11 protein-coding genes are annotated in these 12,982 nt (G+C 59.3%); 8 read left to right on the plus strand and 3 right to left on the minus strand.

The window, feature by feature from the left end:
- The first annotated feature begins 11 nt into the window (after positions 1-11).
- From denD to AC1DF8_RS12875, 6 genes are all read left to right on the plus strand, one after another.
- Positions 12-998 (plus strand): D-erythronate dehydrogenase, encoded by a 987-nt coding sequence (denD, locus tag AC1DF8_RS12850; RefSeq protein WP_112542547.1) that lies wholly within the window; start codon positions 12-14, stop codon positions 996-998.
- Positions 995-1,768, plus strand: a complete 774-nt coding sequence (locus tag AC1DF8_RS12855) for an SDR family oxidoreductase (protein WP_478153811.1) — start codon at positions 995-997, stop codon at positions 1,766-1,768. The genes denD and AC1DF8_RS12855 overlap by 4 nt, the downstream gene beginning before the upstream one ends.
- A gap of 78 nt (positions 1,769-1,846) precedes the next feature.
- The gene (locus AC1DF8_RS12860) at positions 1,847-2,914 is read left to right on the plus strand and encodes an ABC transporter ATP-binding protein (protein WP_478153812.1); all 1,068 of its coding nucleotides are present in this window, start codon (positions 1,847-1,849) and stop codon (positions 2,912-2,914) included.
- Between the two features lie 150 nt (positions 2,915-3,064).
- The gene (locus AC1DF8_RS12865; protein ID WP_478153813.1) at positions 3,065-4,369 is read left to right on the plus strand and encodes an ABC transporter substrate-binding protein; all 1,305 of its coding nucleotides are present in this window, start codon (positions 3,065-3,067) and stop codon (positions 4,367-4,369) included.
- 81 nt (positions 4,370-4,450) lie between these two features.
- On the plus strand, positions 4,451-5,383 hold the full coding sequence (locus AC1DF8_RS12870) for a carbohydrate ABC transporter permease (RefSeq protein ID WP_112972434.1): 933 nt from the start codon (positions 4,451-4,453) through the stop codon (positions 5,381-5,383).
- Positions 5,384-5,394: 11 nt separating this feature from the next.
- Entirely contained in the window at positions 5,395-6,294 is a 900-nt protein-coding gene (locus AC1DF8_RS12875; protein WP_112542542.1) for a carbohydrate ABC transporter permease, read from the plus strand.
- 28 nt (positions 6,295-6,322) lie between these two features.
- Here AC1DF8_RS12875 and AC1DF8_RS12880 read toward each other — a convergent pair whose 3' ends face one another.
- Together AC1DF8_RS12880 and araD are read right to left on the minus strand one after the other, a co-directional pair.
- Positions 6,323-7,045 carry a ribonuclease activity regulator RraA gene (locus tag AC1DF8_RS12880; protein ID WP_478153814.1) on the minus strand — a complete coding sequence of 241 codons (723 nt, stop codon included), beginning with the start codon at positions 7,043-7,045 and terminating at the stop codon, positions 6,323-6,325.
- Between the two features lie 17 nt (positions 7,046-7,062).
- Positions 7,063-8,799 (minus strand): L-arabinonate dehydratase, encoded by a 1,737-nt coding sequence (gene araD, locus AC1DF8_RS12885; protein WP_478153815.1) that lies wholly within the window; start codon positions 8,797-8,799, stop codon positions 7,063-7,065.
- Positions 8,800-8,946: 147 nt separating this feature from the next.
- Here araD and AC1DF8_RS12890 point away from each other — a divergent pair, with 147 nt between their 5' ends.
- Positions 8,947-9,639 carry an FCD domain-containing protein gene (locus AC1DF8_RS12890; RefSeq protein ID WP_183848713.1) on the plus strand — a complete coding sequence of 231 codons (693 nt, stop codon included), beginning with the start codon at positions 8,947-8,949 and terminating at the stop codon, positions 9,637-9,639.
- Positions 9,640-9,647: 8 nt separating this feature from the next.
- On the opposite strand, the gene AC1DF8_RS12895 is transcribed toward AC1DF8_RS12890, so the two are convergent.
- Positions 9,648-10,481 carry an SMP-30/gluconolactonase/LRE family protein gene (locus AC1DF8_RS12895; RefSeq protein ID WP_478153816.1) on the minus strand — a complete coding sequence of 278 codons (834 nt, stop codon included), beginning with the start codon at positions 10,479-10,481 and terminating at the stop codon, positions 9,648-9,650.
- A 392-nt stretch (positions 10,482-10,873) separates the two neighbouring features.
- On the opposite strand from AC1DF8_RS12895, the gene AC1DF8_RS12900 reads away from it, so the two are divergent.
- A complete protein-coding gene (locus AC1DF8_RS12900) occupies positions 10,874-12,970 on the plus strand; it encodes a carboxy terminal-processing peptidase (RefSeq protein ID WP_478153910.1) in 2,097 nt (698 codons plus the stop codon).
- Positions 12,971-12,982 lie beyond the last annotated feature (12 nt).

Here is a 12,982-nt window from a genome sequence, read left to right on the forward strand (position 1 = left end):
GGTAAGCAGACATGCATGTGATGATTTTGGGTGCGGCAGGCATGGTCGGCCGCAAGCTGGTCGAAAGAATTGCCCGCGAACCTGACGCGCTCGGCACTACGATCAGTCGATTGACGCTGGTCGATGCATTTCAACCGCCGGTACCCGAAGCCCTTCAGTCCCTGTCAAACGCCATGACGTTCGATCTTGCCCGGGCAGGTGTTGCCGACAAGCTGATCGAGGCCCGGCCGGATCTGATCTTTCATCTGGCGGCGATCGTTTCAGGCGAGGCGGAAGCGGATTTCGATAAGGGCTATGCCGTCAATCTCGATGGAACGCGTGCACTGTTCGACGCAATCCGCCAAGAGGGTCTGAAATCTCACTATATGCCGCGTGTCGTGTTTGCTTCATCCATCGCCGTGTTCGGCACGCCTTTCCCTGATGTCATTCCGGACGAGTTCTTCTCCACGCCCCTGACAAGTTACGGAACCCAGAAAGCCATCGCCGAGTTGCTGCTTGCAGACTACTCGCGTCGCGGGATTTTCGATGGCGTCGGCATTCGCCTGCCGACGATCTGCGTGCGCCCTGGCGCACCGAACAAGGCCGCATCCGGTTTCTTCTCCAATATTCTGCGTGAGCCGCTCGCCGGCAAGCCGGCCGTGCTGCCGGTCGGCGATGGCGTCCGGCACTGGTTCGCAAGTCCGAGGGCGGCGGTTGGTTTCTTCGTCCATGCTGCAAAAATCGATACGGCAAAAGTGGGGTCGCGGCGCAACCTGACCATGCCGGGTCTCTCGGCGCTGGTTTCGGAGGAAATCGATGCCCTGCGCCGGGTTGCGGGCGACAAGGCGGTTGCCTTGATCAAGCGCGAGCGTGACCCGGTGATCGAACGGATCGTTGCCGGCTGGCCCACCCAATTCGATGCGAAGCGAGCGTCCGAGCTCGGCTTTACGGCGGAGACGAGTTTCGACGAGATCTTGCAGGTGCATATCGAGGACGAACTCGGCGGGAGGATCGCATGAGCGGGAGTTCCGGCGAGCGGTCGAAGATTGCCCTTGTGACTGGCGGAGGCACGGGTGTTGGCCGCGCAATCRCAAGAGGACTGGGGACTGCGGACTACAAACTGGTCATTTCGGGGCGACGTGCCGAGATTCTCGAAAAAGCCGCCGCCGAACTCGCCAGCGAGACAGGTGCAGAAGTTACCGCAATCCGCGCCGATGTCGGCGATCCGCTTTCAGTCAGAGCACTGTTCGATGCGATCGAAAATCGGTATGGCCGTCTCGATCTCCTGGTCAACAATGCCGGTGTCTCGGCGCCGGGGATATCGTTGGAGGACGTATCTTTCGAAGACTGGAGCGCCGTCGTATCGGCCAATCTGACAGGCGCCTTTCTCTGCACGCAGCAGGCGTTCAGGCTGATGAAGGGTCAGATGCCGCGTGGCGGCCGCATCATCAACAACGGCTCGGTTTCGGCAACGACGCCACGTCCGAATTCCGCGCCCTATACGGCGACCAAGCATGCAATCACCGGACTGACGAAATCGACCGCTCTCGACGGGCGCGAATTCGATATTGCGTGCGGCCAGATCGATATCGGCAATGCGGCAAGCGACATGACGAAAAGAATGGCCACCGGCGTTCTTCAGGCCAATGGCACGACTGCCGTGGAGGAGACGATTGATCCCAAACATATCGCCGATGCGGTCGTCTATATGGCGGGCCTGCCGCTCAGCGCCAACGTGCTGACGATGACCGTGATGGCGACCAGGATGCCCTTCGTCGGGCGCGGGTGACCCTCGGTCCTGCGCCAGCGAAAAGTATAGGAATACGAATACATAGCATGTGATGCTCGATATCTGGGAGGAGGGAGTATGGCAGGTGTTCAATTCGCGGAAGTGCGCAAATCATTCGGCGCGTTTCCAGTCATCAAAGGCGTGAACATCGATATTGCCGATGGTGAATTCGTCATTCTCGTCGGCCCTTCAGGCTGCGGCAAGTCCACGCTGCTGCGCATGCTGGCGGGGCTGGAAAACATCTCCGCGGGCGAAATCCGGATCGGCGGGCGGGTGGTGAACACCTTGCCGCCGAAGGATCGCGACATCGCCATGGTCTTCCAGAACTACGCGCTCTATCCGCACATGACGGTGCAGCAGAACATGGGCTTTTCGCTGATGCTCAACAAGGCGCCGAAGGCCGAAGCCGAAAAGCGGGTGAAATATGCCGCCGGCATTCTCGGGCTCGATGCGCTACTCGACCGCTATCCACGCCAACTTTCCGGCGGCCAGCGCCAGCGCGTCGCCATGGGCCGCGCCATCGTACGCGATCCGGAAGTCTTCCTTTTCGATGAGCCGCTCTCCAATCTGGATGCGAAGCTGCGCGTCGCCATGCGAGCCGAGATCAAGGGACTGCATCAGCGGTTGAAGACCACCACCGTCTACGTCACCCACGACCAGATCGAAGCGATGACCATGGCCGACAAGATCGTCGTCATGCATGACGGGATCGTCGAGCAGGTCGGTTCGCCTTTGGAACTCTATGACAAGCCGGCCAATCTCTTTGTCGGCGGCTTCATCGGCTCGCCTGCGATGAACATGATCAAGGGCAGGCTCGATCCCGAGAATGCAGCGCGTTTTATCGCCGCCGACGGCACGGCGCTTCCGGTCGCCAATGCGCCGGAAAGCGCTAAAGGGCGTGATCTCGTCTATGGGCTTCGGCCTGAATATATCTTGCTCGATGCCGGCGGCCTGCCCGGTGAGATCGTCGTCATAGAGCCAACCGGTTACGAGACACATCTCACTTTGAAGCTTGGCGGCACAGATCTCAACTGTGTCTTTCGCGAACGCGTCAATGCACGGCCGGGCGAAAGCCTGCATGTGATGATCGACGCCTCGCATGTTCATCTCTTCGATGCAGAAGGCGGCCAGAGATTGACCAATTAAGCCTTCAGGCGGGGCGCGGCAGAGGAGGAGTCTTCCCGCCCATTCGCCAGATGGCTGGCATCCCATTTCAGGATGCGGGTACCGTCGTTCATCAAGCGGGAGATGAATGTCGGAGAATTCTCTCCCGCTTTTTCCAGGAGGAGGAATATAATGACGATCAAGAGACGTGAATTTCTTGCCGCTTCGGCAGCAGCGGCCGGCGTCGCCGGTCTCGGCATCAGGCCGTCTTTCGCACAGGCAGAGCCGACCTTCACGCCGGAAAGTGGAGCGAGCCTGCGCCTGCTTCGCTGGACACCCTTCGTGAAAGGCGATGAGGAGGCCTGGCTTGCAAATACCAAGAAATTCACGGAGGCAACCGGTGTCGAGGTCCGTATCGACAAGGAGAGCTGGGAGGACATTCGCCCGAAGGCTGCTGTTGCGGCCAATGTCGGTTCCGGGCCTGACCTCATCATGTGCTGGTTCGATGATGCTCACCAATATCCGGACAAACTCGTCGACCTGACCGAACTCGCCAACTATCTCGGCAACAAATATGGCGGCTGGTACGATGGGGTCAAAGGTTATGCCTCACGCGGCGATACGTTCATTGCCATGCCGCTGACGGCGATCGGCAATGCCGTCGTCTATCGCGACAGCCATGTGAAGGCGGCTGGCTTCAGCGAATTTCCCAAGGACACTGCCGGCTTCCTGGAGCTTTGCAAGGCCATGAAGGCAAAGGGCACGCCTGCCGGCTTCCCGCATGGCAAGGCCGTTGGTGACGGCAACAACTATGCCCATTGGCTGCTCTGGAGCCACGGCGGCAAGATGGTCGACGAAGGCGGCAAGGTGACGATCAACAGCCCGGAAACGCTGGCGTCGATCAACTACGCCAAGGAACTCTATGCGACCTTCATTCCGGGCACGGAAAGCTGGCAGGACGTCAACAACAACCGCGCCTTCCTTGCCGGCCAGGTTTCGCTGATCGCCAATGGTGTGTCGGTCTATTACACCGCCAAGAACGATCCCAAGCTCGCAGAAATCACCAAGGACATTCGCACGACGAACTTCCCGATCGGCCCGGTTGGCCAGAGCGTCGAGCTTTGCCAGACGAGTTCATTGCTTCTGTTCAAGCACAGCAAATATCCGGAAGCCGCGAAGGCCTACATCAAGTTCATGATGGAAGCCGATCAGATGAATGCCTGGATCCAGGGTTCCAGCGCCTATTGCTGCCAGCCGCTCAAGGAATTCGCCAAGAACCCGATCTGGACTGCCGATCCGATCCATGCGCCTTACGCACGCGCCTCGGAAAAGCTGCGTCCGAACGGCTATGCCGGCCCGCTCGGCTATGCCTCGGCTGCCACCATGGCCGACTATGTTCTGGTCGACATGTATGCCGCCGCGGTTACCGGCCAGATGTCGCCGGAAGATGCGATGAAAGAGGCCGAGCGCCGGGCGAACCGCTACTACCGCGTCTGATCCCGCATTTTCCAAGACAAGCGGCATGCCGGAAACCGGCGTGCCGCAAGCCTGAAATCTACAGCAATCTGGAGATAAGCAATGTCGACGGTGAATTCCGGGGATGCGCGCGCGCCGACGTCCGCGCTCCTGCAGAACAATAACGTGCTCGGATTCCTGTTCATGCTGCCGGCGGCGGTCTTCCTGGTCTGCTTCCTGACCTATCCGCTGGGGCTTGGTGTCTGGCTTGGCTTCACCGATACGCGCATTGGCCGCGACGGTATCTTCATCGGGCTGGAGAACTATCAATACCTGATGGACGACAACGTCTTCTGGCTGTCGGTCTTCAACACCGTCCTCTATACCTTCATCGCATCGCTGCTGAAGTTTGCCCTTGGCCTCTGGCTGGCGCTGCTCCTGAACCAGCATCTGCCGTTCAAGAGTTTTTTCCGCGCGATCGTGCTTCTGCCCTGGGTCGTGCCTACCGTGCTGTCGGCCCTTGCCTTCTGGTGGATCTACGATTCCCAGTTTTCGATCATATCGTGGTCGCTGATGCAGCTTGGCCTGATCGATGCGCCGATCAACTTCCTTGGTGATCCCACCAATGCGCGCATTTCCGTCATTATTGCCAACGTGTGGCGCGGCATTCCCTTCGTGGCTATTTCGCTGCTTGCCGGCCTGCAGACCATCCCAGCGTCTCTGCAGGAGGCTGCCTCACTTGACGGGGCGACCAGCTGGCAGCGTTTCCGCTACGTGACGCTGCCGATGTTGACGCCGATCATCGCGGTCGTGATGACATTCTCGGTGCTTTTCACTTTCACCGATTTCCAGCTCATCTACGTGCTGACCAAGGGCGGCCCGGTCAACGCCACGCATCTGATGGCGACATTGTCCTTCCAACGCGGCATTCCCGGCGGCCAGCTCGGCGAGGGTGCTGCGATCGCCGTCGCCATGATCCCGTTCCTGCTTGGAGCGATCATGTTCAGCTTCTTCGGTCTGCAACGCCGCAAATGGCAGCAGGGCGGCCAGGACTAGGGAGAAAAACAATGTCGACCAATTCCAATACCGCCAACGTCGTCCTGACCGATAATGCCGAGGGCATGAGCTATCTGAACCGCCTGCCGCGGCGGGTGGTGATGCTCTATCTGCCGATGGCGGTTTTCGTCTTCGTGCTGCTCTTCCCGTTCTACTGGATGGCGATCACCGCGGTGAAGCCAAACGAACAGCTGACAGACTATAGCAATTACAGCCCGTTCTGGGTGGTCGGGCCGACGCTTGATCACATCAAATACCTGTTCTTCGAAACGTCCTATCCGGGCTGGATGTGGAACACGATCCTTGTCGCCGTCTGCTCGACCTTCCTGTCGCTTGTGGCGTCGGTCTTCGGCGCCTATGCGATCGAGCGCGTGCGCTTTACCGGCTCCCGTTCCATCGGCCTCGTCATCTTCCTTGCCTATCTCGTGCCGCCATCGATCCTGTTCATTCCGCTTGCCTTCATCGTTTTCAAGCTCGGCATCTATGACTCGCGGCTCGCGCTGATCTTCACCTATCCGACCTTCCTCATTCCCTTCTGCACATGGCTTCTGATGGGTTACTTCCGCTCGATCCCGTTCGAGCTCGAGGAAAGCGCACTGGTGGACGGCGCCAATCGCTGGCAGATCCTGACGAAGATCATTCTGCCATTGGCAGTGCCCGGCCTGATCTCGGCCGGCATCTTCGCCTTCACCCTGTCTTGGAACGAGTTCATCTACGCCCTGACCTTCATCCAGTCGTCGGAGAACAAGACGATCCCCGTTGGTGTGCTGACGGAGCTGGTGCGTGGCGACGTGTTCGAATGGGGGTCGCTGATGGCGGGAGCCCTGTTCGGTTCGCTGCCCGTCGTCATCCTCTATTCGTTCTTCGTGGACTATTACGTCTCGTCGATGACCGGGGCGGTCAAGGAATGAAAGGGGCAGAAGCTGCCCCTTGCCGAGCCTACCGACTATTCCTCTTCCGCCATTCAGCGAACTTTTCGCGCGGCGCTTCGCTGGTTGCCGGATAAAGCCCGATGATGGTCGCGCCGGCGAGCACTTCCTCGGTGACGAAATCCTCGTAGGCCGTCATCTCGACGGCCTCGTCGGCGATCTCCTCGGCAAGATGCAGGGGGATGACCACCACGCCCTCATTGTCGCCGACCACCACGTCGCCCGGGAAGACAGGAACATCGCCGCAGCCGATTGGGACATCGATCTCGATTGCCTGATGCAGGGTCAGGTTTGTTGGCGCTGACGGCCGGTGGTGATAGGCAGGGATATCGAGCCCGGCGATTTCAGGACTGTCACGGAAACCACCGTCGGTCACGACACCGGCAACGCCGCGCACCTGCAGGCGCGAGACGAGAATCGAGCCGGCGGAGGCCGCACGCGCGTCCCGCCGGCTATCCATGATCAGCACTGCGCCCGGCGGGCAGCGTTCCACGGCTGCGCGCTGGGGATGTTCCGGATTGCGGAAAACATCGAGCGTGTTCAGGTCTTCGCGCGCCGGAATATAGCGCAGCGTGAAAGCCTGGCCGACCATGTTGGTCTTCTTCGGCGAGAGCGGGCGCACGTCCTGGATGAACTGGTTGCGCAGGCCGCGTTTGAAAAGAGCAGTACAAAGCGTTGCGGTCGAAACGCTTTTCAGCTTCTCACGCGTTTGCTCGCTCAAAGTGGTGGTCATATCTTGTCCTCCTGAAATCAATAGATATCCGGCTCGCCGGGGGCGGGGCCAAAGCCGGTTTCCAGAAAATCGAAATCGCAGCCCGTATCGGCCTGGGCGATGTGGCGGGCAAACATCCAGCCATAACCGCGGCCGAATTTCTCTGGCGGCTTGACCCAGGCGGCACGGCGGCGCGCCAGTTCTTCATCGTCGACAAGCATGTCGATGCGGCGGGCTTCGAGATCGAGGCGAACAATGTCTCCAGTCTTCAACAGGGCGAGCGGGCCACCGACGTGCGATTCCGGGGATATATGGAGCACGCAGGCGCCGTAGCTCGTGCCGCTCATGCGCGCGTCCGAAAGCCGCAGCATATCGCGGTGGCCTTTCTTCAGCAGCGCCTTCGGCATCGGAAGCATGCCCCATTCCGGCATGCCGGGGCCGCCTTGCGGGCCTGCGCCGCGCAGAACCATGACGTGATCCGGGGTGATATCGAGGCTTTCGTCGTCGACCGCTCTCTTCATGTCCGGATAGCTGTCGAAGACGAGGGCAGGACCTTCATGCTTGTGGAAGCGCGGATCGCAAGCAGCCGGCTTGATGACGGCGCCGGTCGGCGCAAGATTGCCCTTCAGCACCGCCAGCGACCCTTCATGATAGAGGGGATCGTCGAGCGAGCGAATGACATCGTCGTTGTAGCATCTGGCCCCGTCGAGCGTTTCGCCGAGAGTTACGCCAGTCACCGTCATCGTCGAGAGATCTAGCTTGGAGGAGAGCTTTGCCATCAGCGCTCTCAGACCGCCCGCATAATAAAAGTCCTCCATCAGATAGGTCTTGCCGGTTGGACGGATATTGGCGAGCACAGGCGTCGTGCGGCCGGCGTGATCGAGATCGTCGAGCGTCAGCGGTATGCCGGCCCGGCGTGCCATCGCGACCAGATGCACGATGGCGTTGGTGGAACAGCCCGTCGCCATGGCTACCGTCACTGCGTTATTCACTGCTGTCTCGGTGACGATCTTCGTCGGCACAAGATCCTCCCACACCATCTCGACGATGCGACGGCCGACTGCCGACGACATGCGGATATGGTTGGAATCGGCGGCGGGAATGGRGCTTGCACCCGGCAGCGTCAGCCCAAGCGCTTCGGCGATCGCCGTCATCGTGCTTGCCGTGCCCATGGTCATGCAATGGCCATAGGAGCGGGCGATCCCGGCCTCCACTTCGACCCATTCGGTTTCGGAAATCGTGCCGGCCCGCCGCTCGTCCCAGAATTTCCATGCATCCGAACCGGAGCCCAGATATTCACCGCGATAGTTGCCGCGCAGCATCGGGCCTGCTGGCAAATAGATCATCGGCAGCCCCATGCTGAGCGCACCCATGATAAGCCCGGGCGTCGTCTTGTCGCAGCCACCCATCAGCACCGTGCCATCGACCGGATGTGAGCGCAGCAGTTCTTCTGCCTCCATGGCGAGCATGTTGCGATAGAGCATGGTCGTCGGCTTGACGTAGCTTTCCGACAGCGACAGCGCCGGCAGTTCGAGCGGGAAGCCGCCCGCCTGGAAGATGCCACGCTTCACATCCTCGACGCGATGCTTGAAATGCGCATGGCATGGGTTGGCGTCTGACCAGGTATTGAGGATGGCGATGACGGGCTTGCCCGACCATTCCTCCGGCGCATATCCCATCTGCATGGTGCGGGAACGGTGCCCCGAACTTCTGAGGTCGTCAGGCGCGAACCATCTGGCGCTGCGCAGCGTGGAAGGGTTTCTCCTGACATTCATCGTGAAGTCCTGTCTCGGATTAAGAAAAATGCCGTCCAATCCCGGCGCGACTTTGGGCGAAGGAACTGAAGCACTAATGCATCAGTGCATCAAGCTACAAAATATGTTTAAACGGTCGGAAGTGTTTCGAGGGTGGGATAGGCAGGCGTGAAAGTTAATCGGACAGAATTTCCTCTCGACCGAACGCGTCAGGTCGCGCCGCAAATTCTTGAAATCCTTCGTTCCCGTATTCTCTCCATGGATCTGACGCCGACGACGGTTCTGTCGCGCGTGTCGCTGCAGAGCGAGTTTAATGTCAGTCAGACGCCTGTGCGGGATGCCTTGATGCGGCTGGAAGAGGAGGGACTAGTCGAGGTCTATCCGCAATATGCCACTGTCGTTGCCAAGATCGACATCGAGCATGCCAAGCGGGCGCATTTTCTCAGGCTGTCGATCGAACTCGAAGCGGTTCACAGGCTGACGCTCGCAAGCCCGGCCGAGACGGCACAGGTATTGGAGCGGGTACTTCGTATGCAGGAGGCAGTGGCCTCGCCAATTCAGTTTGACCAGTTCGATTCACTCGACAGGGAGTTCCATCGCACGCTCTTCGAGCGCAACGGCATTCTGGGTCTCTGGACAACGGTGCGGCGTCAAAGCGTCCATCTCGACCGTCTGCGCCGCCTCAACCTGCCGATGCCCGGCAAGTTGGAGACAGTGCTTGCCGATCATCGTGCCATCGTTGAAGCTGTTCGCTCCGGCGAACCCGAAAAGGCGGTCGCGGCGATGCGCAAGCACCTGTCGGGCACGCTGTCGATCACGGATATCATCTGCGCGCAATATCCCGATTTCGTCCGGCGTTAAGGACAGGCTCAGGCAGGAAAGCAGCGCAGGAGGTGGCCGGAGGCGTCGCTCTGATCGGCATCGGCCATGCGGCGGGTGGTGACGAAAATCGTGCGCGGCATTGCGCGGTTCATCACAAGCTTGGTCGGATGGGTTGTCGGCAGTTCGACAGGCGTGAGCGGCTCACCCGATGGCGCAAAGCGCAACAGTTGCGAGCCGCCGACGCCGGCAATCCAGTAGATCCCGTCCTCGTCGATGAACGCCCCATCGGGCCTTCCGGCAAAAGCATGCGTGGTCGCAAAGATCCGACGGTTGGACGGCGTGCCGGTGGCAAGGTCATAGTCGCAGACCCAGATGGTTTGAACAGAAGGATGGGAATCGGAAAAATACATTCGTTGCCGTATTGGATCGAAGGCTAGGCCGTTCGGCGTCCAGAAATCTTCGAAAACCCGTCGATGGCTGAAATCGGGCTCGATGCAGAAGATCGCGCCGGCCGGTGCTGCCATCTCCCGGTGCATCGTGCCGGCCCAGAATCGTCCGGCGGGATCGAGCGTGCCATCGTTGAAGCGGACATCCGGGCGGCTTTCCGGTGTGCAGACCCGTTGGAACAGGCCTGCCGACGGTTCAAAGAGGAAAATGCCGGTCGCAAGCCCGGCAATCAGCGTTCCATCTGTCCGCAACGCAATGCAGCCGACTGCTTCGGGCGCATCCCATGCCCAGGTCTTGCCGGTTTCTGGATCGGTACGCAGCAGCTTGCGGCCGTCGGTATCGACCCACCAGATGCAATTTTCAGTCTCCGACCAGACCGGGCTCTCGCCAAGATGCGCCCAGCGGTTGGAGAACACTTCGAATGTAATCGCCATTTCGCTCTCAGCTTGTCTCACTATATCAATACGACATGCATAGCTTAGCCGCAGCCTCTCGGGAATCGTGGGGTCGCGACCTGTGCGAATTGTGGTCCTGATGCGGAACACGAAATCGTGGGCAGTCGATCCCACTTTCCTACGAACCGCTACGCGGAAGCTCCTGCGACCGCCCAGTCACGACCTCGTGGACCGTAAATTCATGCTTTTCCAAGGCTTTCGGGCGGCGTTATGTGGAAGGTCCCAGCACACTTCATTGTTTTCCGGCCGGTCGTTGAGAATGGTTTTTCGCGGCTTTGCAAACCACACGGTTTACTGCCGGTTGCCAAAAAACCATAATTACCTCACCTAGATCGCACATCGACAACAGGCATTACGAATTGGATCAACGCTTGCGCATATCACACATCGTCCTTGGTGCATTTCTTGCAATCGCGCAGTCCGCCTATGCTGAAGTCGCATCACCGCCCGTTTTGGCGCCGCTAAAGCAGCAGGCGCAAGCCGCTCAGTTAAGCGCACAACTCCTCAGGCGATACAGCTACAGGCCTGTTGCGCTCGATGACGCCTTGTCGGCCAAGATCATGGATCAGTTCATCAAATCGCTGGATCCGGATCACATGCTCTTCCTGCAAGCGGACATCGACAAATTCATGTCTAACCGCAGCGAGATCGACGATGCCGTCGAACGGAAGGATTTGAAGATCCCGTTTGCGATCTTCAACGCCTATGAACAGCGTATTGTCGATCGTATGACCTACGCGCGTAATTTGCTTAAGCAGGGCTTCGATTTCGGCGTACAGGAAAATTATTCCGTTGTGCGTGACAAAGCGCCGTGGCCGCAATCGGAGGCCGAAAGCAATGAGCTCTGGCGCAAGCGTGTCAAAAGCGACTGGCTGCTGTTGAAACTCGCCGGCAAGACCGATGCAGCCATTCGGGAGACGCTCGACAAACGCTATGCAAACGTTCTCGAGCGCGCCTATCAATATAAAAGCGAGGACGTATTCCAGTCGTTCATGGAGGCCTACGCAACGTCGGTCGATCCGCATACGGACTATTTCGGTGCGGCTGCCTCGGCAGATTTCAATATCTCGATGAAGCTTTCGCTCGTTGGTATCGGTGCGGTCCTGCAAGAGCGCGACGACTACACGACGATCCGTGAGCTCGTGCCCGGCGGCCCTGCCCAGTTGTCGGGCAAGCTCGTGGTCGGAGATCGCATTACGGGCGTTGGTCAAGGCAAGGATGGCGCGATAAAAGAAGTGGTGGGCACGCGCCTTGATGAAGTCGTGCAATTGATACGCGGAAAAAAGGGCTCCGTCGTACGCTTGGACATCCTGCCCGCGGATGCCGGGCCAGATGGCACGCATCGTGTTGTCAGCCTCGTGCGCGATAAAATCAGCCTTGAAAAACAGGCTGCCAGGAAGACCGTGCTCACCGTGAATGACGGGGGTGCCACACGCAAAATCGGGGTGATCACCCTGCCGACATTCTATGAGGACTTTGAGGCCCGGCACAAAGGGGACAAGGACTATAAAAGTGCGAGCCGCGACGTCGCCAAGCTTCTCGACGAATTGAAGCAGGAAAAGGTCGACAGCGTTCTCATAGACGTGCGCAACAATGGCGGCGGTTCATTGGATGAGGCAGTTGATTTGACGGGCCTGTTCATCGGCAATGGCCCGGTCGTTCAGCAACGGAGTAGCGACGGCAAGGTCGCGGTCAGAAGTGCGGATTTTGCGGCACCTGTCTGGACAGGCCCTATGGGCGTCCTCATCAATCGCGGGTCGGCATCGGCTTCAGAGATTTTTGCCGCGGCAATCCAGGATTACGGTCGCGGCGTGATCATCGGCGAACCGAGTTTCGGCAAGGGCACCGTTCAGACCGTCGTTGATCTCGACCAGATCGTGCGTAACAGCAAACCCGAACTCGGCGAGCTGAAGGTGACGATTGCCCAGTTTTTCCGGATCAATGGTGGTACGACGCAGCTGCGTGGTGTGACGCCCGATATCAGCTTGCCCGGGCTTTCCGACCCGGCGAGCTTCGGCGAGACGAGTTATGACAACGCTTTGCCGTGGGCGCAGATCAAGCCCGCGAATTACGCACCCGCCGACACGGTCGCAAAGTTGCTGCCCACATTGCAAAGCCGCCATGATGCACGGGTTGGAAGCGATCCGGCCTTCCAGGGACTCGTGAAAGATATTGCCGACCTCAAGGCGCTGCGCGACAAAGGCGTCGTTTCCCTCAATGAAGCCGAGCGTCGCAAGGAAGCAACTGCTCGAGAGGAGCGCCGGAAGTCTCGAGCACAGTTGCTCGGTGGCGAAGATACCGGCGCGGATGATGGGCTGGAGTCGAACGAACGCAGCCTGAGTGCCGATATTGCCATTGAAGATGCTCGCAAGAAAGCAAAGGACGTGCTTCTGGACGAGGCAGCCGCCATCCTTGCCGACGAGGCGGATTTGCAGCAAGGCGTGTCGAAGACAATCACCAAGCAGTAGACACAGGCGGAA

Source organism: Rhizobium sp. 05N49, assembly GCF_056396805.1.

Excerpts from the sequence above, each read along its gene's own strand:
- AC1DF8_RS12865 (WP_478153813.1), top strand. The coding sequence starts at position 3,065 with ATGACGATCAAGAGACGTGAATTTCTTGCCGCTTCGGCAGCAGCGGCC.
- AC1DF8_RS12870 (WP_112972434.1), top strand. The coding sequence starts at position 4,451 with ATGTCGACGGTGAATTCCGGGGATGCGCGCGCGCCGACGTCCGCGCTC.
- AC1DF8_RS12895 (WP_478153816.1), bottom strand. The coding sequence starts at position 10,481 with ATGGCGATTACATTCGAAGTGTTCTCCAACCGCTGGGCGCATCTTGGC.
- AC1DF8_RS12860 (WP_478153812.1), top strand. The coding sequence starts at position 1,847 with ATGGCAGGTGTTCAATTCGCGGAAGTGCGCAAATCATTCGGCGCGTTT.
- AC1DF8_RS12880 (WP_478153814.1), bottom strand. The coding sequence starts at position 7,045 with ATGACCACCACTTTGAGCGAGCAAACGCGTGAGAAGCTGAAAAGCGTT.
- AC1DF8_RS12875 (WP_112542542.1), top strand. The coding sequence starts at position 5,395 with ATGTCGACCAATTCCAATACCGCCAACGTCGTCCTGACCGATAATGCC.
- denD (WP_112542547.1), top strand. The coding sequence starts at position 12 with ATGCATGTGATGATTTTGGGTGCGGCAGGCATGGTCGGCCGCAAGCTG.